Annotated in this window: 24 protein-coding genes and 1 pseudogene; 10 read left to right on the top strand and 15 right to left on the bottom strand. The window is 69.8% G+C overall.

The window, feature by feature from the left end; all coding sequences use genetic code 11:
- Positions 1–218 (top strand): YdeI/OmpD-associated family protein (locus tag ACTMS9_RS23895; RefSeq protein WP_441166060.1); only part of this gene is annotated, 218 nt, incomplete at its 5' end.
- Between the two features lie 70 nt (positions 219–288).
- Here the strand turns inward: ACTMS9_RS23895 and ACTMS9_RS23890 are convergent.
- The gene (locus ACTMS9_RS23890; RefSeq protein ID WP_441166059.1) at positions 289–888 is read right to left on the bottom strand and encodes a hypothetical protein; all 600 of its coding nucleotides are present in this window, start codon (positions 886–888) and stop codon (positions 289–291) included.
- Between the two features lie 138 nt (positions 889–1,026).
- On the opposite strand from ACTMS9_RS23890, the gene ACTMS9_RS23885 reads away from it, so the two are divergent.
- Positions 1,027–2,127, top strand: coding sequence for a hypothetical protein (locus ACTMS9_RS23885; RefSeq protein WP_441166058.1), 1,101 nt, complete (start codon positions 1,027–1,029; stop codon positions 2,125–2,127).
- Between the two features lie 166 nt (positions 2,128–2,293).
- Here the strand turns inward: ACTMS9_RS23885 and ACTMS9_RS23880 are convergent, their stop codons facing one another.
- From ACTMS9_RS23880 to ACTMS9_RS23865, 4 genes are all read right to left on the bottom strand, one after another.
- Positions 2,294–2,884 carry a TIGR03086 family metal-binding protein gene (locus ACTMS9_RS23880; RefSeq protein WP_441148976.1) on the bottom strand — a complete coding sequence of 197 codons (591 nt, stop codon included), beginning with the start codon at positions 2,882–2,884 and terminating at the stop codon, positions 2,294–2,296.
- 254 nt (positions 2,885–3,138) lie between these two features.
- Positions 3,139–3,873, bottom strand: coding sequence for a hypothetical protein (locus ACTMS9_RS23875; protein WP_441166057.1), 735 nt, complete (start codon positions 3,871–3,873; stop codon positions 3,139–3,141).
- A gap of 192 nt (positions 3,874–4,065) precedes the next feature.
- Positions 4,066–4,683, bottom strand: a complete 618-nt coding sequence (locus ACTMS9_RS23870) for a GNAT family N-acetyltransferase (protein ID WP_441148974.1) — start codon at positions 4,681–4,683, stop codon at positions 4,066–4,068.
- Positions 4,680–4,865 (bottom strand): hypothetical protein, encoded by a 186-nt coding sequence (locus ACTMS9_RS23865; RefSeq protein ID WP_441148973.1) that lies wholly within the window; start codon positions 4,863–4,865, stop codon positions 4,680–4,682. The genes ACTMS9_RS23870 and ACTMS9_RS23865 overlap by 4 nt, the downstream gene beginning before the upstream one ends.
- Before the next feature lie 320 nt (positions 4,866–5,185).
- Between ACTMS9_RS23865 and ACTMS9_RS23860 the strand changes: the two genes are divergently transcribed.
- The gene (locus tag ACTMS9_RS23860; protein ID WP_074310625.1) at positions 5,186–5,473 is read left to right on the top strand and encodes a hypothetical protein; all 288 of its coding nucleotides are present in this window, start codon (positions 5,186–5,188) and stop codon (positions 5,471–5,473) included.
- A 213-nt stretch (positions 5,474–5,686) separates the two neighbouring features.
- Here the strand turns inward: ACTMS9_RS23860 and ACTMS9_RS23855 are convergent, their stop codons facing one another.
- Together ACTMS9_RS23855 and ACTMS9_RS23850 are read right to left on the bottom strand one after the other, a co-directional pair.
- Positions 5,687–6,829, bottom strand: coding sequence for an IS110 family transposase (locus ACTMS9_RS23855; protein WP_441166056.1), 1,143 nt, complete (start codon positions 6,827–6,829; stop codon positions 5,687–5,689).
- A gap of 274 nt (positions 6,830–7,103) precedes the next feature.
- Positions 7,104–8,273, bottom strand: coding sequence for an IS110 family transposase (locus ACTMS9_RS23850; protein WP_441166055.1), 1,170 nt, complete (start codon positions 8,271–8,273; stop codon positions 7,104–7,106).
- A gap of 322 nt (positions 8,274–8,595) precedes the next feature.
- Between ACTMS9_RS23850 and ACTMS9_RS23845 the strand changes: the two genes are divergently transcribed.
- From ACTMS9_RS23845 to ACTMS9_RS23825, 5 genes are all read left to right on the top strand, one after another.
- Positions 8,596–10,260, top strand: a complete 1,665-nt coding sequence (locus tag ACTMS9_RS23845; RefSeq protein ID WP_441166054.1) for a DUF885 domain-containing protein — start codon at positions 8,596–8,598, stop codon at positions 10,258–10,260.
- 573 nt (positions 10,261–10,833) lie between these two features.
- Positions 10,834–11,238, top strand: coding sequence for a hypothetical protein (locus ACTMS9_RS23840; RefSeq protein WP_441166053.1), 405 nt, complete (start codon positions 10,834–10,836; stop codon positions 11,236–11,238).
- A 224-nt stretch (positions 11,239–11,462) separates the two neighbouring features.
- The gene (locus ACTMS9_RS23835; protein ID WP_441166052.1) at positions 11,463–11,933 is read left to right on the top strand and encodes a hemerythrin domain-containing protein; all 471 of its coding nucleotides are present in this window, start codon (positions 11,463–11,465) and stop codon (positions 11,931–11,933) included.
- A 181-nt stretch (positions 11,934–12,114) separates the two neighbouring features.
- Positions 12,115–12,663 (top strand): IS5 family transposase, encoded by a 549-nt coding sequence (locus ACTMS9_RS23830; protein ID WP_441166051.1) that lies wholly within the window; start codon positions 12,115–12,117, stop codon positions 12,661–12,663.
- A gap of 38 nt (positions 12,664–12,701) precedes the next feature.
- A complete protein-coding gene (locus tag ACTMS9_RS23825; RefSeq protein WP_441148965.1) occupies positions 12,702–13,253 on the top strand; it encodes a CbrC family protein in 552 nt (183 codons plus the stop codon).
- On the opposite strand, the gene ACTMS9_RS23820 is transcribed toward ACTMS9_RS23825, so the two are convergent.
- Positions 13,226–13,984, bottom strand: coding sequence for a hypothetical protein (locus ACTMS9_RS23820; RefSeq protein WP_441166050.1), 759 nt, complete (start codon positions 13,982–13,984; stop codon positions 13,226–13,228). The genes ACTMS9_RS23825 and ACTMS9_RS23820 overlap by 28 nt on opposite strands.
- A gap of 229 nt (positions 13,985–14,213) precedes the next feature.
- Here ACTMS9_RS23820 and ACTMS9_RS23815 point away from each other — a divergent pair, with 229 nt between their 5' ends.
- Positions 14,214–14,558: a DUF1330 domain-containing protein gene (locus ACTMS9_RS23815; RefSeq protein WP_280838951.1), complete on the top strand. Its 345-nt coding sequence runs from the start codon at positions 14,214–14,216 to the stop codon at positions 14,556–14,558.
- 581 nt (positions 14,559–15,139) lie between these two features.
- Here ACTMS9_RS23815 and ACTMS9_RS23810 read toward each other — a convergent pair.
- The 3 genes and pseudogenes from ACTMS9_RS23810 to ACTMS9_RS23800 all read right to left on the bottom strand — a co-directional run.
- The gene (locus ACTMS9_RS23810; protein WP_441166049.1) at positions 15,140–15,724 is read right to left on the bottom strand and encodes a hypothetical protein; all 585 of its coding nucleotides are present in this window, start codon (positions 15,722–15,724) and stop codon (positions 15,140–15,142) included.
- Between the two features lie 219 nt (positions 15,725–15,943).
- Entirely contained in the window at positions 15,944–17,764 is a 1,821-nt protein-coding gene (locus ACTMS9_RS23805; RefSeq protein WP_441166048.1) for a hypothetical protein, read from the bottom strand.
- 57 nt (positions 17,765–17,821) lie between these two features.
- A pseudogene (locus ACTMS9_RS23800) lies at positions 17,822–18,042 on the bottom strand (cupin); the annotation flags it as partial.
- 742 nt (positions 18,043–18,784) lie between these two features.
- On the opposite strand from ACTMS9_RS23800, the gene ACTMS9_RS23795 reads away from it, so the two are divergent.
- Entirely contained in the window at positions 18,785–20,086 is a 1,302-nt protein-coding gene (locus tag ACTMS9_RS23795) for an ROK family transcriptional regulator (protein ID WP_441148960.1), read from the top strand.
- A 43-nt stretch (positions 20,087–20,129) separates the two neighbouring features.
- On the opposite strand, the gene ACTMS9_RS23790 is transcribed toward ACTMS9_RS23795, so the two are convergent.
- The 4 genes from ACTMS9_RS23790 to ACTMS9_RS23775 form a co-directional block, all read right to left on the bottom strand.
- Positions 20,130–22,019: a ricin-type beta-trefoil lectin domain protein gene (locus ACTMS9_RS23790; RefSeq protein WP_441148959.1), complete on the bottom strand. Its 1,890-nt coding sequence runs from the start codon at positions 22,017–22,019 to the stop codon at positions 20,130–20,132.
- Positions 22,020–22,170: 151 nt separating this feature from the next.
- Positions 22,171–23,631: a GH1 family beta-glucosidase gene (locus ACTMS9_RS23785; RefSeq protein ID WP_441166047.1), complete on the bottom strand. Its 1,461-nt coding sequence runs from the start codon at positions 23,629–23,631 to the stop codon at positions 22,171–22,173.
- Between the two features lie 47 nt (positions 23,632–23,678).
- Positions 23,679–24,686: an ABC transporter ATP-binding protein gene (locus ACTMS9_RS23780; RefSeq protein WP_441148957.1), complete on the bottom strand. Its 1,008-nt coding sequence runs from the start codon at positions 24,684–24,686 to the stop codon at positions 23,679–23,681.
- Positions 24,683–25,732, bottom strand: coding sequence for an ABC transporter permease (locus ACTMS9_RS23775; protein WP_441148956.1), 1,050 nt, complete (start codon positions 25,730–25,732; stop codon positions 24,683–24,685). The genes ACTMS9_RS23780 and ACTMS9_RS23775 overlap by 4 nt, the downstream gene beginning before the upstream one ends.
- Positions 25,733–25,734: the final 2 nt, after the last annotated feature.

Here is a 25,734-nt window from a genome sequence, read left to right as displayed (position 1 = left end):
TCCTCGCCGCCATCGCCGCCGACCCCGCCGCCCAGGCCATGTTCGACGTACTCACCAAAACCAACCGGTTCGCTCTCGTCCACCGCGTCAATGCCGTCAAACGGGCGCAGACCCGCGAGCGGAAGATCGGCGAGTTCGTTGCCATGCTGGCCCGTCACGAGACGATTTACCCGCAGAAGGCCAAGCCTCCGAACTCGCCGCAATCGGCACCTTCATGATCATCTGCGCTCATCTGCCGCGAGCCGCGCCGGTATCCGCGCCGTAGCCTTGGCACGGCGCCGGCCTCAGTCAGGTGTCCAGGTCGGTGAGCGACGGGTCGTATCGCCGCAGCCGGATGCCGAGCACGTCGTAATGCGAGTACGTGTGGATGTCGTCGGTCGTCTCCAGCAGCAGCGCCCGGTCACCACGTCGCCACACCGCCCGGTAGCTGTCGTACGCTCCGGTCACCACGCTCTCCGGCGCACCGAGACGGGTGGTGATTAGCGCGGCGAGGCGATCCCGTTCGGCATGGAACTTGGCCCGCCTTGCGTCCGGCCACCGAGCCCACAGCGGGGGAAGGTCCTCGTCGTGCTCGTCCTCGTCGTCGCGGTCGTCCGGCTCCTCCGCCCCGAACGCCGGCCAGTACAGCGCGCACGGCAGGTGCACCCACACGTCCGGATCCGGCGGGGCCGCGCCGAGCTCGACGAGCCACCCCGACGGTTCACCCTCGTGGTCGACGGCGAACTGCGGTGCTCCCGGGCCCCCCTCCCAACCGACGTCCTCGCCGGGCCGGACGAGACCCCACTCCACGAACATCGCCTCGACCGTCGCCCGTTCCCAGGGCACGTCGGCCAGCATGATCATGCGGTCCACCCACACGTCGTCGACCGGGAGCAGCTTGAGCGACATGACCGCAGACCGTACACGGCAAGGTACGGCCCTTGGAGGAGCGTGCGCCTGGCTCGTCGGCGAAAGATCTGGGTTTTCGCTCGGCGGGCCGACGCCTACACCCTGGGTCGGTCGTGTCGACGGGCGTTAACGCCGGCGATGCCTGGTCTGTGGCCGAGCAGTCGTCCGGAGGCCGAGGTGATATTTTGCCGCGATGCCGATCAAGCCCGTGACGGGTATGGCACCGTTACCGCTGGCCCGGACGATCTTGCCGCGCTGATGGAACTCCTCCAACGGCCTGACTTGGACACCCGAGGGCTCGGTGACCATCTGGCTTTCCTCGCAGGCACGCGACCGGAGTTGTTCCGGCCGTACCAAGAGGCAGTCATCACCGACATGCTCGAACGGTTCGACGTCAGCTTCGCGGACCAGTGTCTGCTGTTGGGCGGTGCACCGGATCGGTGCGTGGAGCACCTGGCGCGAAGGTTGCGTCATCACTGGTCGTTCGGTGACGCTTGGGCGTTCGCCGCGATCGGCAGCGCTGCCGCCCTGAGCGCGATCGCAGAGGATGTGCGTAACGGCGGAGACCGCGAAGAGTATGAGCTCTGCGGGATCTGGGTGCCGCCCACAGGACCAGCACTAAACCGGTTCTCGCCCCATCGCCGCGCCGTTTTCCTGCGGCCCATCAACCAACCGGGAGAACTCGCGGCCGTAGATCACCCGGTGCGACTGCCGGTCGAACAGGTAGCGCAGTGCCCCTCGGCCACCCTGATCTCCTGGCACTACCTGTCGTTGCGTCACACAGACGTGCCGGGCCTGCCACCTTGGCCGGCCGATCGTGTCCACCTCGTCGGGATACGGGCCACCTGCTCGTGGACCCTCCACGCAGGCATCGACGACTACGGCCGCTACCACAGCGAGGCCATCATGTACGACGAGCCGCCCGCCGCCGAGGAAGAGGAGACCTACCGCTCGCTGGAGGTACCCGGCTTTGGGTTGGGCTCGGTGGAACTGCGGCCCTACGACACGGACCTCGTATATCGCAACGGCCACGTCCAACTCACCCCTGGTGTCGTCGGCACTGCCGGCGGCCCGCCGACCGGCCTCTACGCGAATCCGTCCTGCCCCTCCTGCGGACAGCTGATGTTCCACGTCGTCTCGGTCGAGAACCGGATCCGTGAGTACGGCGACGGCTGGCGCAGCCTCTTCATCTGCGAGGACTGCCAGACCGTGTCCTGCAACGCCACGGGATGGAACTAATCACCGCCGTCATCGCGCGCGATTCCTGCTCGTGACGGCTGTACGTTCTCAAGGTCACGTGCACGGTTCTGCCGCTGACCGCGCAGTTGCTCAGAAGGTCTGACTGAGCCCCGGCAGCCAGAGGTCCCTTGCCGTCTGCCATCTTCGCCGGATTTGCGTATCGGTGCTAGGACTTCCACCCGGGGTCGCGGCCGGTGAGCCCGAGGACCCGGTCGAGCAGGGGAGCGCCGGCGGGCAGGGTAATCGACGGTCCGAACAGGCCAGGGGTGCCGTCGCTGCTCGCCTGTTGGGACACCAGGCGAGAGACCGTCTCGACGGTCCGATTATCGGCGTCGTATGGCTGTCCGGTCGCGCTGGCGAGATCCCATCCGTGGACGACCAGCTCGTTCAGCGCGACGATGCCCATGATCTCGGCCGGCAGCACCACCCCGCCGGCCGCGGTCTCGCCCCTCCAGGCGGCCGGCTCGCGCCACGCAGCAACCAACTCATCGAGCTGCACCGGCAGTCGGCTGCGCCACTCCGGGTCGAGCTTCGCAACCGAGGGATTGCCAGGGCCAGCCGGCGCGGCGTCGGGTCCCTTCTCAGCAGCTATCCGGAACGCGACCGTCAGCCCCATGAGGTGGTCGAGTAAATCGCCGACCGTCCACCTCTCACACGGGGTGGGACAGGTGAGCAGGTCGTCGGTCACCCCACGCAGCAGCGTCTCCAGCGCGCGGGCCACAGGCTCGAAATCCGAGGTGCCGTTACTGTCGATCATCTGGCTTCTCCTCCGTCGCGAACACTTCTGGACGCTACGCGCCTGGACCGACAAGACAGTTCGCTTGCGCATGATCATGCTGATGACGACCGATCACACCACGGGCCGGCGACGTCGGCCCGATCGCCCAGCCGGTGACCGGCCTAACTGCACTCATTTGCCACGGACAGCGCGTTCGAGACGACCGGATCTGCCGAGGAGAGTGCACCCGCTCAGCCGGGAGACCCGGGCCGAGGAGGTACTGAGGCACGGCGTTACTGCAGTGCCCGCGTCAGATTGAGCAGGTCATCCGGAGGCAGCCCGCCCGGTCGGCGAACCGCATGTCTACCATCGCAAAGCAGTACTTCACCTTGCATAGTCCACCGCGTTTCGTCCTTGAGCAGTTGCTGAGCGGCCTCCACAGCGATCTCGTAGGAGCACGTGGCGTTGCCGACGGCTAACAGTGCTTCGGCAACTTGTCCCACCACGTCCGTCGGCATATCCGCGTCCCCCAGCGCGCGCACAAGCAGAAGCAGACGCTGAGCAGTCGAGCCGAGGTGCCCTCGCTCGATCAACCTCTCTGCCTCCGGCCAGGACAACCCAGGTCCGTAGAAGCCGCCTTCGACACTCGCCACGCTGATACACCGATCGCCACCAGGCAAAACGACGAAGTCGTAGCCCTCCGTGCCGTGACCATGCCAGGCGACCATCGCGAAGTCTGAAGCCTGGGTTCCGAGCCTGAGCACTGGCCACTTACCGGACTGTTCGATCTCTTCATGCAGATTGTCGATCTGGTCAGTTAGCCAGACCTCTTCACCACTGCCGAACAGAGCATCGAGGAGGTCCTCTTCAGCCAAGCCGTACATCAGGCTCGCCCAGAAGGTTCGCCGCTCAAGCAACCAAGTCCCATCGGCCAGGATCTCCGGCGGGACGCCGTCGTAGCGACGCAAGAAGTCGACAGGCTCATTGTGATGTAACACAGGCTCATAATCGCAGCGGAGAGCCAACATCGAACATCCGCTTCTGCCGCGATCTGCGCGCTACGCAGCGTCACGCCGAGCTGGCCCGGTTGCCGTCCGGACGTAGCCGCTGGGCGCGCGGTCGTGCCGAATTGAGGATGTTCGATCAGAGCGTCAGGTCGGACCGGTCAGGCGGCCAGGAGCTCGCTTGACTGCGGGCTCGGAACCTGAAATCGCCGGTCGCTACCTGACCGGTGGGCGGCGCATCGCGATGTGGGTTGGGCCGCCGGGCACGAGGGGCAACGCGTCGTCGACGACGGTGAAGCCGAACCGTTGATAGAACGCCACGTTGTCCGGGTCGGAGGTCTCCAAGTAGCAGGCGGTGCCGGCGCGGTCGGCATGTCGAAGTCCCGCAGTGACGAGCCGGGATCCGTGGCCGTGGCCCTGGTGGCTCGGACGTACTCCGAGCACGACGAGGTACCAGTGTGGCTCGGTGGGGTGTGCCCGTGCGGCGTTGGACCCTAGGCGCATGAAGGCGGGGAAGGACCGGGGCGCGGCGATCATGGTCTGGATGAGTGTCGGTACGGCCCGCGCCTGCCGGGTGCCGGTCCAGGGGAACGCGCCCGGAGGCAGCCAAACCGCGACGGCGGCCGTGGCGCCGGCATCGGTACTGGCGTACACGGAGCCGAATGGGATCGCGTCGCGCACGGTGGCTTCGAAGAACGGACGCAGTGCCTGCAAGCGGCGCCGAGGGTCAGGGAAGACGTGGCGGAATGCCGGGTAGGCGGCGTGGCTTGCGATTAGCACGTCCGCTCCTTGCCGGTGCTGTCCGCGGCGAAGTCTGATCGCGCCGGTGTTCACGGCGCAACCTTTTCGCCGATAACGGTAGGGATGGTCACGTTCGCGGTGCGGGCGCGGTGGGCGAGCCACTTGATCAGCGGCGCACCGACCGCTATTGGGATGAGCCAGCCCAGCCGCGCATACCAGGCCATGGCAGCTTCGGCGTTGTTGGTGCGAAGGATCGGCGTGATTTGCTCGTCCACGAGCCCATGGTGGCAGACGAGGGCGCTGACCCGAATGCGGGACATCCGCACATGCCGTCGATCGTGCGCGCCGACAACCTGCCGAGGCGTCTGGGACTGGTGCGGACAAGTGCGGACGCGGTGGCGAGACGTCGGCCGAGCCGGCGGGCTGTCGGCCGCCGAAGTTGCAGGTTCGGCGGCCGGGGTTTAGCTCGGGCCGCGGCCAACGCACGGTCAACCCAAGGGGTGAGAGCAGATCAAGGTCGCTCCCCGTGGCCGTTCGCGTTACGGGGCAGTTGTCGTGGCGCGAACGAGCGCAGTCCGGGATAGCCTTGGCGTATATGGCTACCTATCGCAGCGCCTCAGTGCTTCTCTCCTCGGACGGCACCAGGACCCCCGGCACCGCCGCGCTCTTCGCCGAGCCCGCCCGCAAGGGTGGGACCCCGCCGTGGGCAGGCGACTTCCGACCCGCCAACAGCGCCGGCAATGGCCCCAAGAACGCGGTCGGGAAGACCTTTACGTTGGAGTTGCCCGACGGCAGCACAGGCAAGGTCGTGGTCCAGAGCCTCAAGAGCGGGAAGGGAGGCGTCGTGCTGGCGTTGATGGGCGAGGACGCACCTCCCTTCTGATCAGGAAACTGATCGCCGCCGACGCCACCGGCTGGAGACGGCCGGTGTGCGATCCTGCCGATGTCAATGCGTTCGGATAGCTGCCGGGCGCATTGCCTTACCCGTGGCTGGGCGTCGACGAAGGTCAGGTGTACTGATCTGCCGCGATCCGCGCGCTACGCAGGGTTACGTGATCGTTCGCGGCTCGCGGTGCGGATCTGGCTCCCCTCTGTGTCAAGACACCGCCGAAAGAAGGGTTCTATCCTGGGTCTCGGCGGGTCCGGGAAGTGACTTCTCCGAAGAGCCGGCTTGGGGATGCGAGCTGGTCACGCTGGAGTCAGTAGTCGTTCCCCGGTGTCCTCCCGGGCCCGCCGCCGTGGCCACCGCGTCGCTGATCATGCACCGGTAGACGATGTCGGACAGGCGTCGTTTGAGCGCGCGCATCGCTTCCATCGATGTCTTGCCGGAGGCCTTCTTCCGGTCGAAGTAAGCGCGGCCTTCGGTGGGGTTGCGGAGCTGGACCGTGGCCATGATGTGCAGCACCCGGTTGATCTGCCGGTTCCCGGCACGGGAGAGCCGATGTCGCACCTGCTGGCCCGAGGACGCGTCGATGGGGGCGGTGCCGTTCCAGGAGGCGAAGTGGGCCCGGTTGGGAAACCGGGTGATGTCGCCGACCTCGACCAGCAGCCGGGCGGCGCCGGAGGGTCCGATGCCGTGCAGGTCCATCAACGTGGTGCCGGTGGAGGCCAGCAATTCCTTCAGCTCCTTGTCTGCCTCCTTGGAGCGCCGGTAGATCCGTTCGAGGTCACCGATCAGCTCCGCGGCGACCCGCCGTCGAGCCTTGCCGACCGCGTCACGGGGCCGGACGGTGGCCAGCAACGCTTTGGCCTGGGCGGCGGACAGACTCTTCTTCGCCCCACCCGGAATCAGTTCCAGCAGCAGTTGATGCAGCTGGGACACCATCCGGGTGTGGTCCTCGCCCAAAGAGCGGCGCCGGTCGACGAGGATCCGCAGCAGGGCCAGCTGCTCGTCGTTGACGACCGGGCGCAGTCCGGCCATGCGGGTGCCGACCAGCGCGATGGAGTGGGCGTCGGTGGCGTCGGTCTTGCGGCCCTGGCCGGTGGCGAACACCCGCGCCCTGGCCGACAGCTTCGGCGGGACGTCGACGACCTGCTCGCCGTCGGCGAGGAGCCGGTTGGCGATGTGCCGGCCGATGCCCTGGCAGCCCTCGATCGCCCAGACTCGGTTCGGCCACTGCTTGGCGTACTTCCTCATCGCCGTGTAGCCGTTGCGGTCGGTGTCGAACCGGCCGCCGCCGACGACGGTCTCGTCGCTGGCCATGACCTCGATCGTGGCAGAGCGCTTGTGCGGGTCCATCCCGATGACCACACGATCTGACGTGCCACTCAACGCGTCCTCCGATGCTCGATCCACCTGGGTTGTCGAGCCGGGAGGGCAACGCTACTTCGAGCCGAGCAAACCCCTCTTGAGCCTCTCCCCGCCCGGGGGCGACGCCCGGGCTGCGCAGGCCAGATGAGAGCCACACGACCAGCGTGGGCAGCCGAAATGAGAGCGACAGCCCGGGCGCCTCGACCGAAGCCTGGCCGGGCCACGGTCGCAGGTCAATGGAACAAGTAGGCACCCCTCTGTGTCATCCATGAAGAGGCGGCGAGGAGCGGTGTTCTAGGCTGGGGTCGGCGGGTCCGGGAAGTGACTGTTCCGAAGTGTCGATCATGGGGATCGTGTCGGCCGCGCTGGATTGAAGAGTCGCCCCCACGTGTCCTCCCGGGCCCGTCCCGGCCTTCTTGACGTCTTTGATCATTTGCTTGTAGACGATGTCGGACAGCCGTCGCTTGAGGGCGCGCATGGCCTCCATCGGTGTTTTGCCTGCGGCGAGTTTGCGCCGGTAGTGGGCGCGGCCTTCGGTGTCGTGGCGCAGCTGGACGACGGCCATGATGTGCAGGGCCCGGTTGATGCGCCGGTTCCCGGCCCTCGACAGGCGGTGGCGTTGCTGGTCACCGGACGACGCGTCCAGGGGTGCGGTGCCGTTCCTGGACGCGAAGTGCCCGCGGGTGGCGAAGCGGCTGATGTCCGCGACGTCACCGATCAGGCGGGCGGCGCCGGAGGGGCCGATGCCGTGGAGGTCCTGCAGACTGCTGCCGGTGGTCTCGACGAGCTCGGTCAGTTCCTTGTCCGCGGCCTTGATCTTCTTGTCGACCTGGACCAGTTCACTGATCAGCTCGGAGGCGAGCCGGCGGCGGGTGCGCCCGACCAGATCACGCGGCCGGACGGTATTGAGCAGGGCGCGGGCCTGCGGAGCGGACAGGAACTTCTTCGCCCCACCGGGCAGCAGTTCCAGCAGCAGCTTGTGGATGCGGTTGAGCAGATCGGTGCGGGCATGGCCGAGACCGTCGCGGCGGTCGGCCAGCAGCCTCAACGCAATCGTCACGTCGTCGACGGTGACCTGCCGTAGACCCTTGCTGCGCAGGGCGGCGACGGCGACGCTGTGGGCGTCGACCGGGTCGGTTTTACGGCCCTGACCGGTGTCGAACACCCGGGCCCGCGCGGACAGTTTCGCCGGCACGTCCACCACCGTTTCGCCGTCAGCGACGAGCCGCTGGGCGATGTGTCGGCCGATGCCGTTGCAGCCCTCCACCGCCCAGACACGGTCCTTGTGCTGCCGGCCGAGCTTCAACATCGTCTGGTAGCCGTCGCGGTCGGTGCCGAACCGGCCCTGCGCCAGGACCTTCTCGCGGCCGTTGATGACTTCGATAGTCGCGGACCGCTTATGCGGATCCATACCGATGATGACCTGTCCCACGCTCGTCCTCCTCGATCAGACCGGGGCTGAATCCGGCGAGGAGGGCAGCGCTACTTCGAGCTGGGCAGACCCCTCTTGAGCCTCTCCGCGCCACGGTGACCGGCAGGACGCATGCCACGAGTGAGCCACACCAAAACGCGGTGGGCAGCCGAGGTGAGAGCGACCCCACCGGTCACCTCGACCAAGCCTGGCCGGGCTGCGGTCACACCACCAGTAGATAAGTAGCCGATGAGCGGAAGTTGTCAGTTGGTTCTGAACCGCTTGCCGCGATCGATGCAGCTCGCACCACGGCAGCTAGGGCAAGGCCCTAGCAATGCCCCCCATGGTCGAGGACTTCGCGGATCGGCTCCTGTGCGAGATGGCCGACCTCGACCCCTGCACAGCGGTCGTCGAGGCTGGCGAGCAGGATGTCGAGGGGCTTACCGACTACGGCCCGGAGGGCCACCAGGCCCGCGCCGATCTCGCAGCCCGCGCCCTGCGCGAGCTCGAGATCTTGGGTGACGCACTGCCGGCCGCGAGCCCGCTGCACGCCCACCTCGCCGAACGGCTGCATACGCGTATCGCCTTTCACGACGCCGGGGAGGACCTGCGTGAACTGCACGCGGCGGCCACCGGTCCGCTCCAGCTCATCCGCCAGGCCGTCGAGGCCGCGGTTCCCGGCCGCGGCGCCGCGGGCGCGGCCTTCGAGGAGGGCTGGGCTCGTGTCGGCGCACGCCTGGCCGCGATCCCCGCGGCCTTGGACGAGTATGCCCGCAGCCTTTTACTCGCCGCGGAGCGCGGCAATTTGCCGGCGCGGCGCCAGGTGGAGCTCGTCACGCAGCGCTGCCGCAACTGGATCGACGGCGATGTCGCCCTGGTGGATCGCTACGGCGAGGGGCGTCAGCGGGCGTCGTTGCAGGCCGCGGCGGCGGGCGCGCGAGGGGCGTACCAGAAACTGGCCGAGATGCTGACCGCGGACCTGGCACCGCGGGCCGTTGATGAGGAAGCGTTCGGCCAGCAGCGGTACGCGCTCTGGGTGCGCACCTTCCTCGCGACCCAGCCTGACCTGCGCGAGCTGTACGACTGGGGCTGGGACGAGTTCCGAGCGATAGAGGCAGAGCTGATCGCGGAGGCGAAGGCCCTGGGCGGGAGCGTGCCAGAGGTGCTCGCCTGGCTCGCCAGCCCCGACGCACCCGGCACGCTGCACAGCAGGGAGGCGTTCGCCGCGTGGCTGCAGGAGCTGTTGGAGGCCGCCACCGAGCGACTGGACGGCGTGTACTTCGACATCCCCGCCCCGCTGCGGCGCATCGAGTCGCGGTTGACCACGTCGTCCGGCATTGCCTACACCGGGCCGTCGCGGGACCTGACGCGGCCGGGCCGGGTCTGGTGGTCGCTGCCCGAGGACGCAGCGAGTTTCCCCACCTGGTACGCCTACAGCACTGCCTATCACGAGGGCGTTCCCGGCCACCACCTCCACCTCGGCGCCGAGGTCTGCCGGGGAGGCCTCGGGCAGCGGCTGAACCTGCTCGGCGGCCTCTCCGGCAGTCAGGAGGGCTGGGCACTGTACGCCGAGCGGTTCATGGACGAGCTCGGGCTCTATGAACAGCCGGGTGCGCGACTGGGGCATCTATTCATGCAGCTCCTGCGGGCGGCACGGGTCGTGCTCGACATTGGCCTGCACCTGCGGCTGCCGATGCCGTCTGGCGACAGAGCATTGTGGACGCCGGACGCGGCGTTGAAGCTATTGCGGGACCGCTGTCATCAGGGGCCGTACGCGTCCGCCGAGCTCGCGCGTTACCTGGGCCGGCCAGGGCAGGCGCTGGCCTACAAGGTGGGTGAGCGCGTGTGGCTGGCAGGCCGCTCGTCCTTTCCCGGCGACGGGCGCGCATTCCATCGTCAGGCGCTTGAGCTGGGTTCGCTGGGCTTGGATCAGTTGACGGCCGCCCTCCAGGGTGACCGCGCACCACTCGTGCACCGTGGTGAAACGAGCCAGGGACCGCACTTGTAGCTGCACGTCCTTGACGTCGGACCAGTCTGAACCAGGGCCAGACTTAACAGCGCGTACGACCTTGGTATCAACACGGTCATGGTCTATTTCCACGTCCGGATCTGCCGCGATCCGCGCTATGCAGTTGCGGCATGTCGGCGTCGTCAGCGCGTGGACATGCCTCCCAACGAATCCCACGACTGGTCGCCACCCTACGATCGCGGTTCGACCGCCTCTACCAGGTCGAGCAGGACTGGCTGAGCGAGCACTGGCGCGGCATTACCCCGGACGGACCTCACCCAGACCAGCTCGCCCCCGCCCGACCCCGCACCATTCCAGGCCTTGGCATACGCCACCCACCTGTTCCGTCCGGTGCACTGACCGTTCCGAAACAGCGATCCTCGGCGGCGCGATCGACGAGGACAGCAGAGACGGCCCTGCCAGGCTCCACTCCCCGGGAACTCGGCCAAGTCGCCAGAGACAACGGCTACGTGATTGGGGCTCGCGCATGACCGCACGATCAGCGGCATGACAGGACACCGCCCGCGCAAACTCCGATATTCAGGAGATCTCGGACCCCCTACGATCTCCTTCGTGGCTGACTTGGCGCAGTGCTTGAGCAAGAGTTGCACAACCGGCTGGCTCGATTGGGTCCACGGCGAACTGTGGCTTTCGCCGGTCGGTTTGATCAGGCGCCGGCTGAGCTGGAGCGAGTCGAAGTCGCACGGCCTCGGGCCGACGGTTGGCACACCGTTGCCTGAATCCGCCTTGGGCTCGTTCGATCTCGCTACGCTGCTGGCCGAGCATCCCACCAACAAGGTCATTTACTTCGACGCGGTGGTCGCTGCGCGGCTGGTCAAGGGCAGAACAAGCGATGCGCTCCGACTCGCCATGAGCGACGGGGACCGACACAAGCTGCTTTGGCTTCGCCGGGACCGGGCATACGAGATCTTGTCGAACTCGCTGCCCGCTGCACTCGGTGACCGGCTACTGCGATGAGGCACTGACCTGCAGAAGCGCGATGGTGGCGGAGCCATTCGGCGCGCGTTGTCGGCGGCAGAAGCGTGCACGGGCTGACCATGGCAGTCTTTCGCCTTTCCGTCAGCTGATCTCGATGAACTATGCTTCAGGTAGCGTCGCGTGCCGGTGGCAGACGGTGTCAGGCATGGAGGCGCCCGACCGAGGGAGACCGACGATGTTGACGTCGCATCCTTCGTCTTCGCGTGACTGAGCGCGAGACGACCAGGCTCATCGCCTGGAGCCGTGAGCTTCGCCAGGTGCACACGCGCCTGCGCGAGGCGCTCGACCTCACCCGCAGTGCGGTTGCCGAAGGCGGGTCCGGCGAGGCAGCCACCCGTGACCTGCTGCTGTACTGCCACGGGTTCTGCGCTGCCCTTGACGGGCACCATCGGGGCGAGGACCACACCCTGTTCCCGGCCATCAAGGCGGTCCACCCGGAGCTGGAGCCCGTGCTCCGCTACCTCACCCAGGACCACTCGATGATCGCGCACCTGCTCGCAGGCCTGCAGGCCGCGGTCGATCGGGCCGCACCGGTCGCCGAGTTGGATCGTCACCTCGAGGGCGTCGCAGCCATTATGGAGAGCCATTTCCGGTACGAGGAGCGTCAGCTGCTCACTGTGCTCGAGACGCTCTCGCTGGATGCGCCACCCGAGGAGGTCCTGGGACCGCTGTGAGCAACCCGGGCCCGCGAACCGGCGGGCCCGGCCGCTCCATCCTCAGCTGCCGAACTCGGTCCACGTCCCCCGATTGCCGGGACGAGGACAGCACGATGGTGTCCGGACAGGGTTCACCGCATCGACAGCGCGCTCTTTGGGTCTTTCATCCCTTGTGGAGGGCAATCTACGATGCCGAGACGTGAGGCGTGGCGAGCAGCCGCCGTGGGGTGTGCCGGATGGGCTGTGGCAGCGCATCGAGCCGTTGCTGCCCAAACCTGAGCGCAATCCACGGCACCCGGGACGCAAGCGGGTCCCGGACCGGCAGGTGCTGTGCGGGATCCTGTTCGTGCTGCACACCGGCATCCAGTGGGAGTTCCTGCCCCAGCAGCTGGGGTTCGGTTCCGGGGTGACCTGCTGGCGGCGCCGGGAGGAGTGGAACCGGCCCGGGGTGTGGCAGCGGCTGCATGAGGTGCTGCTGGCCGAACTGCGCGGCGCGGGCAAGCTCGACTGGTCCCGCGCCGTGATCGACTCCTCACACGTGCGCGCCGCCGGACGTGGGACGTTGGCAAGCCCATCGATGGCCAACCTACCCCGCCAGGAGGTAGCCCGCTCGGCTGCCGGCTCCCGGTTGCGAGCTGGCCGCCGGCCGCCGCCCGATGTCGGGTCTCAGGACCTGCGTGACAGATCAGTCTCGGGACGTGGGGGACACGTCCGGCTAGACGATCTTCGTTTCAGGGTAGCTGTTTAGGGCTCAGGTGGCCGCTCGTGACGCCCTAGGATCGGCGGGTGCTGGCTGACGAGGAAGGTCTTCCGCAGTTCCCTTATCACCCGGATCCGGTGGGGACGGGTTCGATCGTGGCCGCTGAAGTGGTGTGCGTGTGTTGCAGGCGGCGGCGGCCGTTCACTTATGTCGGCCCGGTCTATGCGGTGGAAGAGCTGGCCAGGGCGCTGTGCCCGTGGTGCATCGCGGACGGCCGGGCGGCGGCGATATTCGACGCGCAGTTCACCGACGCGAGCTGGCGGGTTCCGGATGATGTGCCTGCCGACGTGACGGAGGTGGTTCTCCGCCGAACGCCCGGCTTTGTGGGGTGGCAGCAGGAGCAGTGGTTGCACCATTGCCGAGACGCGGCGGAGTTCCATGGCTCGGTCGGGGCGGACGAGTTGGCTGACTTTCCGGACGCGCTGGAACACCTGCGGCTGGAGTTGGCCGGGGTTGGCTGGTCGGCCGATGAGAAGGACTGGTATCTGCAAGCGCTGAGCAAGGACGGCCCGGTCACCGCATATCTCTTCCGCTGCCGGCACTGCGGCAGTCACCTCGCGTACTCCGACTCGACCTGACCGCCCGCTTTGTGCCGTGAGGGCTCCGGCTTGCGGACCTTGAAGCGGGCGATCGGTTTGACGGTGGTGCGTGGCACTTCGGTGAGGAGCTGGTCGCCGTCATGGACGCGGAAGGTGGTGTCGGCGGCTTCGACGGTGAGGGTTGCTCCGGCGTGGGCGATGCCGACATGGATGCGTTGACCGGCAATGACCAGGGCTCCTCGGCAGCTGACGCGGCGTTCGACCCGCACTGGTTGCGGGTTCGGGGTGGGTGGTGGTCCAGCGGGGCGGGCGTCGCGGATGCTGGCGGCCTCGGCCGGTGTCAGGGGGTTGGGCAGGCTGCGCAGCAGGACCCCGTCGGCGGTGATCTGCATGAGGCCGCGGTCGAGCCGGACGGTGACCCGCCTGCCAGCGAAGTGGTAGCCGACGGGGTGTTGCCGGCCGGCGAGGCTGATCAGGCCGGTGGCGTTGACGAGCCGTTCGACTTCGGTCGGGGCGCCGGCTTGGACGGGGCCGGTGGTGATTGGTGGTGGCCCGGCGGGTTGGCCATCGTCGGCGAGGAGTTGGCGCAGGTGGGTGGGGGTGAGCCGGGACGGGACGGTTTTGAGCCGGACGCCGTCGATGAGCAGGTGAACGACGGAGGTGTCAGCCCACAGGGTGACCGGCAGTCCGGCTCGGGTGGCGCTGCGCCAGAACTGTTGCCCGCAGACGGTCAGGTTGCCCGAGGCGGGAACGAGGCGGGTGACCTCCACGGCCAGGCCGCCGTCGTCGCCGATTGCCAATGGTGCTGCCGCTACCGGTCGGCCGAGCCAGGCGTAGCTCGCACCAGTGCGCATACCAGTCCAGCACCGCCCGGGAGGTCCTGGTGATGCTGCTCGGACGAGTCTCAGTCAAGACGCGGTCGGCGCCGGGACCAAGCCGCTAGATTGAGGGCAGCGGCCCGGTGTTCAGCCGGGCGGACGCACCCCACGTGGAGGAAGCATGCCCGCCTTCGTGCTTGTCCACCTGCGCAGCCCGCAGCTCAACGAGGAAGTCTTCACCTATATGGAGCGGGTCCAGTCAACCCTGGAGCCGTTCGGCGGGCGGTTCCGGGTGCATGTTCCCGAGGTCGAGGTGATCGAGGGCGACTGGCCGGGCACGGTGGTCATCCTCGAGTTCCCTGACAGGGACGCCGCCCGCGCCTGGTACGACTCGCCCGCTTACCAGGAGATCCTGCCGTTGCGTACCCGGAACATCGGTGGTGCGCTGATCATCGTCGACGGGGTCGGGCCGGACTATGACCCCGCCCGGACGGCCGCGGCGTTGCGGGCCCGGACGGCTGGCTGAACCGGACAGGCGGCTGGCAGGTCTGGGCAGCGGACCTGCCGCCATGGGGGGTGTGCACGTCCCGGGTCGGTGCGTGCGACCTCCCGAGCGACGTCCGTCCACAAGCGGCGACTCTTCAACGCTTCAGCGATCGAGTAAGGCACGAAGCCTGGCGGGATAAGCCAACCGTCGGCGGCCTGAAGGCTAAAATGCGCCCCGTCGGCGTACAACCACCAGGCCCGCAGGTCCGGCGGCAGTGGCTGGCCGACCGCCTCCTGCGCCGCCACGAGGTCGGGCTCAGACGCCGGCGGTCGTAGAGCCGCGCGGGCCCGAGGCGCGTGCTGTTGAAGCCACGTGTCAATGCGAACTATCGCGGCCGCCGCGACCGCCGCACGATTTGCACCCGCCATAATCACCGTTCCGATCGCCGAACCAGGCCACCTGCCCGGAGCGGCGACAGTTCAACGCCAAGTGTCAGTAGCAAACCACCCAACTCCCTCCGCGGTTCTCGGAGCCATTGGCCGTGGCCGGCGTGATCTCAGGGTGCCTTCATCCGATCGCACCGACACATGACAGTTGCGGCCCATCGGCGTCGTGACTGCTCAGACGGACAAGCACGTGCCATCGGGCAGCGTCCCAGCTACACCGGCCGCCTCGCGCGAGGAAGACACGTAGCCGAGCACGCAGGCACCTTCAACCCGCGCGGCGAACACGTGCCCCTTGCCCTCGGTGATGTCGTCGGACCGCGCCGGCCGTACGACATGGTCGACCAGACCCACACGGTTCAGCGCGTTCCGCAGCTCGCCGGCGTCGACGTTGTCGCGACTGCATGGCCCGGGCCCGCCGGCCGCAGTCGTCACGCAGACCGGCGGCTGTCGATCCACCACGGCCGACAACTCCGTTCGGAGTTCAACGGCGGCGAGTCGGGCGGCCTCCCGCGCCGCTTCGCTCGGCGTGCTCCGGCCAGCCGCGACGGCGAGGTCCCAGCATGGATCGGGCACCGCTCCGGTCGGTTGCGGGGGTTGGAAACAGGTGATGAAACGGGGGACGCTCGGTTCTGCCGCAGTGCTGCCACCACGACTGCTCTGGACCAAGATCGGCGCGGTGAGCGAGACGGCGGCAGAGAGGACGAAGGCAGCACCGAGCGCTGCCGCTACGACAGCCGGTCTCGGTGAGCGCCAGTTCACCTCGCAGACAGTACGCGGAACGGCTTGGCTCCATGGTCCGACGTTGTCCGAAGGGCCGCCCGCTGGCTCCCGCCCACCGCGGATTCGCCCGCCGTCGCGGCATCGTCTGCGGACGCCACGACTCTTGCCCAGAACGCCTTACAAGCGAACGGTCGATTGGGCCGTCTACGGGCCGTCTGGGCCGTTGCTGGGCCGTCAAGCGCCGACCAAACCGTGGAACTACCCGCGGAGTGACCGGCGACCGCTCTCCCGATGCGGCTCGTTGTCCGCCACCGGCTTGCCCAGCCGGGTCACCCAGTCGACGAACTCCGCGTCCTGCCTCGGCAGCGGCTCGCCGTCCGCCGGGGTGCCCGCGCCGTCCCCGTCGGCCCGGGACTTGTTGCGCCGGAACAGGCCCAGCCGGCCGCTGGCCCGCCCGCTGGCCCGTCCCGCCTCGACGACGGATGCCGGGGCGGCCGGCGCGGCGTCGGTCGTGGGCGGGGGCCCGGCGCGCTGGGCGGTCGCGAGGGCGTCCCAGTTCGCGGCCCGGTTCAGGTCCGTCAGGGGCGGCCGGTGCCGAGGCGGGAGCGCCGGTTTGGGCCTCTCTTGCGTGCCGGCCGAGTGGGTCGCCTCGGCGCCCGGAGCGGGCTCGGTCGAGGGCGGCACCCGCCGCGCCGGCACGACCGACCAGGTCGCCTGAACCCGCGTCCGGTCGGTCCTCGGCGGCTGGTACATCCGGCGGGTCCCCGGGGCGACGAGTGCCCCGTCGGGCGGCATCCAGTCGGGTTCGGTGTTGTCGGCCTCCGCCTCCGCCGTCCCGGAGCCGTCCCCACCGGGTCCCGCGGGAAGGTGGGCCGCCGTCGCGGGGGCCGGTTCCAATGTCTCCGGGGTGTCGTCGAGGTCGGCGGGTGCGGCGGTAACGGCCGGTGCGGCGGTCCGCGTCGCGGAGTCGGCCGGTACGGCGCTGGCGTCCCGGTCGCCAGCCGGCGCACCGAAGCCCAGCGGTTCGGCTGCGGTCGGAAGCTTCGCTGCGGTGGCGCCGGCGACCGGCCCCGTGCCGGCCAGGTCGACGGGCTCCGGCTCGTCGGTCGTACCACCAGCGGCTGGCGTCATGGCCTGCGGCACGGCGGGGCCGGCGGACAGCGGACGGAGGATGTCGGTCGGCTCGACGACCCGCGCTTCGACGGTGCGCGGCAGGAGCGGCCAGCGGAACGACGCGGCGGCGGCCGAACCGAGCACACCGGCGGCGACGGCGAGCAGCGCGACGTAGTACGGCGTGATCTGGTACCGGTCGACGGCGTCGCCGGGACCGGCGGTCAGGTAGGCGAACGCGACCAGCACCGTGCCGGCCGCGCCGGTCGCGCCGTTGACCAGCGGCGGGTGCCCGCGCCAGCGGGCCAGCCCGCCGGTCGCCGCGCCGATGAGCAGGGCCACCGCCGGCAGAATCAGGATCGCCTGCCGGTGTGCCGCGTCGGCGTCGAGCCAGGCCGGCTCCAGCACACCGAGCCGGACGGCGGGCAACGGCCCGGCGGTTGCGAGCGACGGGACGACCGAGACGAGCGCCAGCAGCCAGACCACGCCGCCCACCGCCGCCATGTTCCAGCCCAGCGGCGGCTTCACCAGTACGGCGATCGCGGCACCCGCGCCGACCAGCGCGCCGAGGGTCGCGCAGATGCCGACGGCCCAGATCGGGTCCACAGAGAAGCGCTCAGCGGCCTGGGCCGGCCGGACGCAGAGCGGCGCCACGACGGTGGCGCCCAGCGCGGCGGCGGCGGCGAGGGCCACCAATCTGCCCGTGCTCTCCAGCACCCCGTACCGGCGGGCCAGGCGTGCGGTGACGACGGTGCCGGCTGCGGCGGCGTGTGCCGCGAACCAGCCCACCCAGACGAGCTGGGCAGGCCACTGGTTGACGGTGGCGCCGGGGGAGGCGCCGGTGAGCTGGACGATGCCGAAGCTGAACGCGATGCCGAGCTGACCGGCGCCGGCGAGCACGCCCATCCCGAGCGCTGTGAGCAACAGGTTACGCCAGGTGCGATAGACCATGTCCGGCACGTTACGCACCTGATGCACCATTTTCGCCGGAATGCCGGATTCAGTGTCGGACCGCCGTGCCAACGGTTACTTCAGTTCGACCAGGCGCCCGACGTACGCGGTGCCGCCCACATTGGTGAGCATGTGGACGGTGCCCGGGCCACGGTAGACGACGTCGTCGGTCGGCTCGTCGGCGTCGATGCGGTGCCGTCCACGGTCTGCACCACGTTCTTCGCGCCCCGGATCGCCACCACCAGGTACGGGTGGTCGTGCCGGTGCAGCGGCTGCCGCTCACCCGGCTCGAGCCGGCCGGTACAGCGCCGACAAACTGGCTGGGCAACAAGGGGTTCGCCGAAAATGCGTAGCCCGCGTGGGGAATTTGTTCGTGTCATCATCGTGCACGAACGATTCCCAAGGGCGTAGCTCGACGCCGGTGGTTACGTGGGTGCCAACTGTAGTTCTTCCCGGACGACGATCATGGGTTCATGGTCGCGATCGCCCCTCGGATACGAACCGAATCCCAACGGCGCGTGGCAAGATCCATTCTTGCCCGCACCGTTTGTGTTTCGGGGTCGTACGTCAGGTGCAGCCCGAGGCTGCGGTAGACCTCCGGCTCGGCGTCCCGCAGGGCGCACGCATGGTCTCCGAGTTCCTCGACGACGGCAATGATCCGCTCCTCGCTGAAGCGAGGAGGGACGTCGGTCTTCTCTTCGACTGGCGTGTGGTGTTGTTCGGGCGCGTCGGCGTTCGGCCTGGGTTTCGGCGATCCAGCCGGCGACCACGCCGGATCGGCGGCCGAGGCGGGCGGCGTAGGTGGCCGAGCTGCCGGCGGTCCAGGTGACGCCTTCGGCCCAGGCCGGCGCGGAGCAGGCCACCAGGGCGGTCTGCGTGGCGGCGAGCTCGGTGGCGGCGAGCAGCGCGACGCCGCCGAGCGCGGCGGTCAACCCGCGTCTGAGTCGCCTGGCATAGCACTTCATCAATGCGCTCGCCCTAGCAGTTAACTTTGTTAAATGTAAACGCGCAGTAGTCTGTCAGCACTTGGTTCACCGCATGAAGCAGGCCGCCGGGGGCGGCCGGGAGAGGATGGCGGCGGACGTGGACGCCAAACGCACCACCGTGCGCGACATGCGTCGTGCCAACCGGTCGGTCCTGCTCACCCGGATCTGGCTGGACGGCCCGCTGAGCCGGCACGAGCTGGGGCAGTCCACCGCGCTGAGCCTGGCCAGCGTGAGCAACCTGGTCGGCGAGATGATCGCCGAGGGCCTGGTCGAGGAGGCCGGCTTGGTCGAGTCCGACGGCGGCCGCCCGCGGGTGCTGCTGCGGGTCGCCCCCGGCTACGGCTACCTGGTCGGCGCCGACGTCGGCGAGACCCGGGTGCAGGTCGAACTCTTCGACCTGGCGATGACCGCCCTCGCCAAGGCGGAGTACCCGATCGCCGCCGCCGAGCCCGACCCCCGGCAGGTCACCGACCACCTGCTGCACGGTCTCACCGCGGTGATCGAGCAGGCCGGCATCGACCCGGCGGCGGTGCTCGGCTTCGGCGTCGCCGTCTCCGGCACCGTCGAGCGCGCCGCCGACGCCGTGGTGCACGCGCAGACCCTCGGCTGGGACGGCGTGCCACTCGGCGCCATGCTGCGCGCCGGCACCGACATCCCGGTGCACATCGACAACGGCGCGAAGACCCTCGGCCAGGCCGAGATGTGGTTCGGCGCCGGCCGCGGCGTCCAGCACGCGGTCGTTGCCCTGGTCGGCTCCGGCGTCGGGGCCTGCGTGGTGGCCGACGGCGTGGGCTACCGCGGCGCGCACAGCAGCGCCGGCGAGTGGGGGCACACCACCATCGTGTACGGGGGCCGTCGCTGCCGCTGCGGCAACCTTGGCTGCCTCGAGGCGTACGTCGGGGCGGAAGGGGTGCTCGACCGGTTCCGCCAGGCCAACCGTGGTCGCCCGGCGACCGGCGGCGACGAGGAGACCGCCTTCGGCGAGCTGCTGCGGGCCACCAGCCGCACCGCCGCCAAGGTGCTCGACGAGACGGTCGGCTACCTCGGCGCCGGGGTGGCGAACCTGGTGAACCTGTTCAACCCCGACCGGGTGGTGCTGGGCGGCTGGGCCGGCCTGGCCCTGGGCGAGCGCTACCTGCCGCAGATCCGCGAGGTCACCGCGCGGCACGCGCTGCGCCAGCCGTACGCCCAGACCTCGATCGAGCTGTGCCGGCTCGGACCGGACGCGGTCGCGATGGGCGCGGCCACCCTGCCGATGGCCCGGCTGCTGCGCCACGGCGGCGTGCCGCGCGAACCCGTCGCCCGGGTGGTCCCGGCGCAGGCCGCGCGGCGGCCCCGGACGCGGACCCGCTGAGCCACCGGGCCGGCGGCGGGAGCGCCGCCGGCCCGGCCCCGGCTCAGGACGGGAGGTTCCACTTCTGGTTGGCCCCGCCGGTGCAGCTCCAGATCTGCGTCTTGGTGCCGTCGGCGGAGGTGTTGCCGGTGACGTCCAGGCACTTGTTCGCCTGCGGGTTCACCAGGTCCCGCCCGGCCGTCCAGGTCCACCGCTGGGCGGCGCTGCCGTTGCAGGTCCACAACTGCACCTTCGTGCCGTCGGCGGTGCCGCCCCCGGCCACGTCGAGGCACTTGCCCAGCGAGCGGAGGGTGCCGTCGGCGGCCCGGGTCCACTGCTGGTTCGCGCCGCCGGTGCAGCTCCAGATCTGCGCCGGCGTGCCGTCGGCGCTGGTGTTGTCGGTGACGTCGAGGCACTTGCCGCCGATGCCGGTGATCGGGCCGGTCGGCGTGCCGCCCCCGCCCGACTGGCTGCCGGACCAGGTGAACGTGGCGGTGGTGCGGGCTGGCAGGGTGTAGGTGAAGGACTGCCCGCCCCAGACCACCTTCACCGACTGGGCGGAGCTGCCGCCGTTGTGCGCCAGCAGCGCCTTGGTCCCGTCCGGGTTGCGGTACGCGACGTTCTGCACGGTGCCGTTGGCGGTGGAGTCGATCCGCACCGCCCCCGGCCGGACGAACTTGGTCAGGTGCCCGGTGGTGTAGTACTCGATCGTGTAGTCGACCTGGCCGGCGCGGGCGCCGCCCTCCTGCACCGTGATGAGGCCGGTGCAGGTGCCGCAGCCGCCGTTGTGCGGGCCCATGAACTGGTTGACCGCGAGGCTCCACTTCACCACGCTCCGGCTCCAGTTCCGGGCGTAGTTCACGATGTCGGCCATGTCCTCGTTGTGCTGGTTGGCGATCCAGGTGCCGCCGGAGTGCTCGGTGCTGAACTGCGGCACCGCCGGGTACTGGCCGTGCACCTGGCTGCCAACCGCCGGGTCACCCCAGTAGCCGTGCCAGGCGATGCCGCCGAAGAGCGGGTCGGTGCGGACCGCGCCGTCGGCGAGCAACCCGGAGCCGATGGTGCCGTAGTCGCCGTAGTTCCAGTCGTGCACGAGCACCTTGGTGGTGATGCCGGCGGCGCGGAACGCCGGGTAGACGAAGTTCTTGGTCAGCTCGACCAGGCCGGAGGAGTTCCAGCTCATCCCCGGGTAGTCCATCGCGGTGGGGTTGCCGGCCTGGCAGCAGTTCGGCTCGTTCTGCACCGAGAGGTAGTCGACCTTCACGCCCCGGGCCGCGTACGCCTGGATGGTCTTGACGAAGTACTGGGCGTAGGTGGCGTAGTACTCCCACTTGAGCCAGCCCATCTGGTCCATCCGGCCGTTGTCCTTCATCCAGCCGGGCGCGCTCCACGGCACCACCATCACCCGCAGCGCCGGGTTGAGCTGCCGGGCCTGGGCGGTGAGCAGCTCGACGTTCGTGTCGTAGCCGTTGGCCCCGAAGTCGTTCAGGTCGCAGCAGGTGTCGTCGAGCGAGACGTTGCCGGGCCGGGACAGGTCGGAGGCGCCGATCGGGTTGCGCACGTAGGACAGGCCGATGCCGTCGGTGGGGCTGAACAGCTTGCGCATCACCTCGTCCCGGGTGGCCGCGCTCACCGGCCCGCCGCGTAGCAGGTACGCGGTGGTGTCGGTGATGGACGCCCCGGCGCCCTCGAACGGCTGGTACCGGGTGTTCTCGTCGACGGTGACGGTGTGCGCGGCGGCGGGGCTGCTGGCGGCGAAACTCAGCGGGCTCTGCTGCTGCAGGCCCCGGGTGACGGTCCGCCCGCCGGAGTCGGAGGTGGTGGTCAGCCAGACGTTGACGGTCTCGCCGGCGGCCTGCGCGGCCGGCGGCGGGGTGAGGGCGAGGGTGCCGGCCGCGAGGCAGAGCGCCAGGACGGCGCGGCCGGCGAGCCGGGGAACGGTGGTGGGGGACACGGATGCTCCTTCCGGATAAATCGACATCCGTGAACGAGAAAACCCCTCGCACCTGCTTATGTCAAGACATGAAAAATGTGGCCGGCAAGGTGCCCGGGCGCGGCGGGGCAGCCGCCCGGGAGGATCCCGCGCGGCCGCCCGGAGCGGCCGGTCAGCGCTCCCCGCGCACCCGCCGGATGGTGTCGCGGTACCAGTGCGCGCTGCGCTTCGGCGTGCGCCGCTGGGTGTCGTAGTCCACCCGGACGATGCCGAACCGCTTGTCGTAGCCGTACGCCCACTCGAAGTTGTCCAGCAGCGACCAGGCGAAGTAGCCGCGCACGTCCGCGCCGGCCTGCCGGGCCCGGGCCACCGCCCGCAGGTGCTCGGTCAGGTACGCCACCCGGTCGTCGTCGGCCACGAACCCGTCGGCGTCCGGCTTGTCGTCGAAGGCCGCCCCGTTCTCGGTGATCACCATGGGCACGCCCGGGTAGTCCCGGTGCAGCCGGACCAGCAGCTCGGTGAAGGACTCCGGCACGATCTCCCAGTCCATCGCGGTACGCGGCAGGTCCCGGCGGACGACCCGGCGCACCGGCCGGCCGTCGTCCTCCCGCTCCCGGCCCTGCTCGTCCACTCCCGAGTGCGCCTGCCCGAAGTAGTAGTTCACCCCGAGCACGTCGATCGGGGACGAGATGACCGCCAGGTCGCCGTCCTCGACCGGGATGCGCACCCCCTCGGCGGCCAGGTCTGCCACCACGTCCTCCGGGTAGCGGCCGTGGAAGAGCGGGTCCAGGTAGATCCGGTTGCCCAGGCCGTCCGCCGCCCGAGCGGCGTCCCGGTCGGCGGGGCTGTCGGTGGCCGGGTCGGCGGTGGCCATGTTGAGGGTGATGCCCAGCTCGATCGGGCTGCCCGCCGCGCGCAGCCGCTGCGTCGCCAACCCGTGCCCGAGCAGCAGGTGGTGCGCGGCCGCGATCCCGGCGCCGAGGTCTCGCCGGCCCGGGGCGTGCAGGCCGTACGCGTACCCGAGCATCGCCGAGCACCACGGCTCGTTCAGCGTGGTCCAGGTCTTCACCCGGTCGCCGAGGGCGCCGAAGACCAGCTCCGCGTAGTCGGCGAAGCGGTGGGCGGTGTCCCGGTTCGGCCAGCCGCCCGCGTCCTCCAGCTCCTGCGGCAGGTCCCAGTGGTAGAGCGTCACCCACGGGTCGATCCCGCGGCCCAGCAGCTCGTCCACCAGGCGGTCGTAGAAGGCCAGCCCGGCCGGGTTGGCCGGCCCGCGCCCGCCCGGCTGCACCCGCGGCCAGGCCACCGAGAACCGGTAGGTGTCCAGGCCCAGGTCGGCGATGAGTGCCACGTCCTGCGGCATCCGGTGGTAGTGGTCGCAGGCCACGTCGCCGTGGTCCCCGTTGGCCACCGCGCCCGGGACGTGGCAGAAGGTGTCCCAGATCGACGGCGTCCGGCCGTCCTCGGCCACCGCGCCCTCGATCTGGTACGACGAGGTCGCCACCCCCCACCGGAAGGCCGGCGGGAGGGTGTCGATCGGGTCGGCCTGCCCTTGCGACGACTCCAGCTCAGCGCGTCTGACGCCACGCGGCGACCTGGAGCCGTCGGTGGTCGGGCTGGTGAGGTGGGTGTCCATGGTTCTCCTCGCGGTAGCGGGTCGTTCTGTCGGACGGAGAGCGGGGGTCAGCGGGGTACCGGCGCGGCGACCGGGTGCAGCCAGCAGGCGACGTGCCGGCCCGGGTGGTCGTCGACGGGCGGGCCCAGCGCCGGCACCTTCTTGTCGCACGGGTCGAAGGCTTTCGGACAGCGCGGGTGGAACGCGCAACCCTCCGGCATGGCCCGCAGGTCCGGCGGCGAGCCGGGGATGCCGGTCAGCTCGCGGCGCGGGCCGCGCAGCGCCGGGAAGGACTGCAGCAACCCCTCGGTGTACGGGTGCAGGGCCCGCCGGTAGAGCTGCGCGGCGGGCGCCTCCTCCACGATCCGGCCGCCGTACATGATGGCGATCCGGTCGGAGAACTCGACCAGCAGCGACAGGTCGTGGGTGATGAACAGCACCGCGAAGCCCAGCCGCTCCCGCAGCTCGGCGAGCTGGCCGAGGATCTGCCTCTGCATCACCACGTCCAGCGCGGTGGTCGGCTCGTCCATGATGACCACCTGCGGTTCCAGCGCCAGCGCCATGGCGATCATCACGCGTTGCCGCATGCCGCCGGAGAGCTGGTGCGGGTAGCTGTCCAGCCGGTCGGCGGCGATGCCGACCAGGCGGAGCAGGTCCCGGGCCCGGGCCAGCCGGCCCGCCGCCGTGCTCGTCGGCTCGTGCGCCTTGATCACGTCGAGCAGCTGGGTGGAGACCTTGTGCACCGGGTTGAGCGAGTTCATCGCGCCCTGGAACACGATCGAGGTCTCCGCCCAGCGGAACTTCCGCAGCTGCGCCGGGCTGAGGGTCAGCACGTCCACCGGCGGGCCGTCGACCGGGTGGTAGACCACCTGGCCGCCGCTGACGACCCCGGGCGGCGGTAGCAGCCGGGTCAGCCCGTACGCCAGGGTGGACTTGCCGCTGCCGCTCTCCCCGGCCAGCCCCAGCACCTCGCCCCGGTGCAGGGTCAGGTCGACGTCGCGGACGGCGTGCACCGCCGCGTCGCCGAGCCCGTAGTCGACGCGCAGCCCGCGGATCTCCAGCACCGGATCGCTCATCGCACAACGTCCTCTCGGGTGGTGGCAGCCCGTGGCGTCGGGACGGACGGGGTAGGGGCCAGGACGGGGGTGAAGCCGACCCGCATCCGCACGGTGCGGCCGTCGGCGGTGCGGATCCGGGTCTTGCCGGCGCTGCGCAGCCGGGGGCTGACGAACTCGTCGATGCCGAAGTTGATCAGGGCGAGGGCGGTGCCGAGCAGCGCGATGGCCAGCCCGGCCGGGACGAACCACCACCAGGCGCCCTGCGCGAGGGCCTGCTGGCCCTGGGCCCAGAACAGGATGGTGCCCCAGTTCCAGGATGAGATCGACGAGATGCCGATGAAGGCCAGGGTGATCTCCGACATGACGGCGAAGATGACGGTGCCGACGAAGCCGGACGCGATGATGGCGGTGAGGTTGGGCAGGATCTCGAACAGGATGATGCGCCAGGTCCGCTCGCCGGTGGCCCGGGCCGCCTCGACGTAGTCGCGGCGCCGCAGGGACAATGTCTGGGCGCGTAGCACCCGGGCGCCCCACGCCCACGAGGTGCAGCCGATGATGAGCGCGACCAGCGTGTCGCTGGCCTGCTCGACGATCGACGTCACGATGATGATCAGCGGCAGCGCGGGGATGACCAGGAACACGTTGGACAGGGCCGACAGGCCCTCGTCGGCCGCGCCGCCGATGTAGCCGGCGGTCACGCCGATGAGGATGGACAGGATCGTCGCCAGCACACCGGCGACCAGTCCCACCAGCATGACGCTGCGCGCGCCGACCAGGATCTGGCTGAAGATGTCCTGCCCGAGGTGGGTCGTGCCGAACCAGTGCGTGGCCGACGGCGCCTGGAGCACGTCGCTGCTGCGCGCGTCCGGGTCGTACGGCGCCACCCACGGCCCGATCACCGCGAAGAGGCAGTAGATGCCCAGGATTACCAGCCCGGTGGCGGCCTTGGCGTTGGCGACGAACCGGAACCGGCGCCGCTTCGCTCGGCCCGGCGCGGCCGACGGCTGGGCCATCGCCCCCTGACCGGGGATGACCTGCTCGATGCTCGACGGTGAGATGGTCATCG

It is taken from the genome of Micromonospora sp. L31, from assembly GCF_052068075.1.
GTDB classification, from domain to species: Bacteria; Actinomycetota; Actinomycetes; order Mycobacteriales; family Micromonosporaceae; genus Micromonospora; species Micromonospora purpureochromogenes.
This window is presented reverse-complemented; position numbering and strand designations above follow the sequence as displayed.

Bases quoted from the DNA above. Each gene is read 5' to 3' on its own strand.
- ACTMS9_RS23890 (WP_441166059.1), bottom strand. From the start codon at position 888: ATGTCGCTCAAGCTGCTCCCGGTCGACGACGTGTGGGTGGACCGCATG.
- ACTMS9_RS23885 (WP_441166058.1), top strand. From the start codon at position 1,027: ATGCCTGGTCTGTGGCCGAGCAGTCGTCCGGAGGCCGAGGTGATATTT.
- ACTMS9_RS23880 (WP_441148976.1), bottom strand. From the start codon at position 2,884: ATGATCGACAGTAACGGCACCTCGGATTTCGAGCCTGTGGCCCGCGCG.
- ACTMS9_RS23875 (WP_441166057.1), bottom strand. From the start codon at position 3,873: ATGTTGGCTCTCCGCTGCGATTATGAGCCTGTGTTACATCACAATGAG.
- ACTMS9_RS23860 (WP_074310625.1), top strand. From the start codon at position 5,186: ATGGCTACCTATCGCAGCGCCTCAGTGCTTCTCTCCTCGGACGGCACC.
- ACTMS9_RS23855 (WP_441166056.1), bottom strand. From the start codon at position 6,829: ATGGACCCGCACAAGCGCTCTGCCACGATCGAGGTCATGGCCAGCGAC.
- ACTMS9_RS23845 (WP_441166054.1), top strand. From the start codon at position 8,596: ATGGTCGAGGACTTCGCGGATCGGCTCCTGTGCGAGATGGCCGACCTC.
- ACTMS9_RS23815 (WP_280838951.1), top strand. From the start codon at position 14,214: ATGCCCGCCTTCGTGCTTGTCCACCTGCGCAGCCCGCAGCTCAACGAG.
- ACTMS9_RS23795 (WP_441148960.1), top strand. From the start codon at position 18,785: ATGAAGCAGGCCGCCGGGGGCGGCCGGGAGAGGATGGCGGCGGACGTG.
- ACTMS9_RS23785 (WP_441166047.1), bottom strand. From the start codon at position 23,631: ATGGACACCCACCTCACCAGCCCGACCACCGACGGCTCCAGGTCGCCG.
- ACTMS9_RS23780 (WP_441148957.1), bottom strand. From the start codon at position 24,686: ATGAGCGATCCGGTGCTGGAGATCCGCGGGCTGCGCGTCGACTACGGG.
- ACTMS9_RS23775 (WP_441148956.1), bottom strand. From the start codon at position 25,732: ATGACCATCTCACCGTCGAGCATCGAGCAGGTCATCCCCGGTCAGGGG.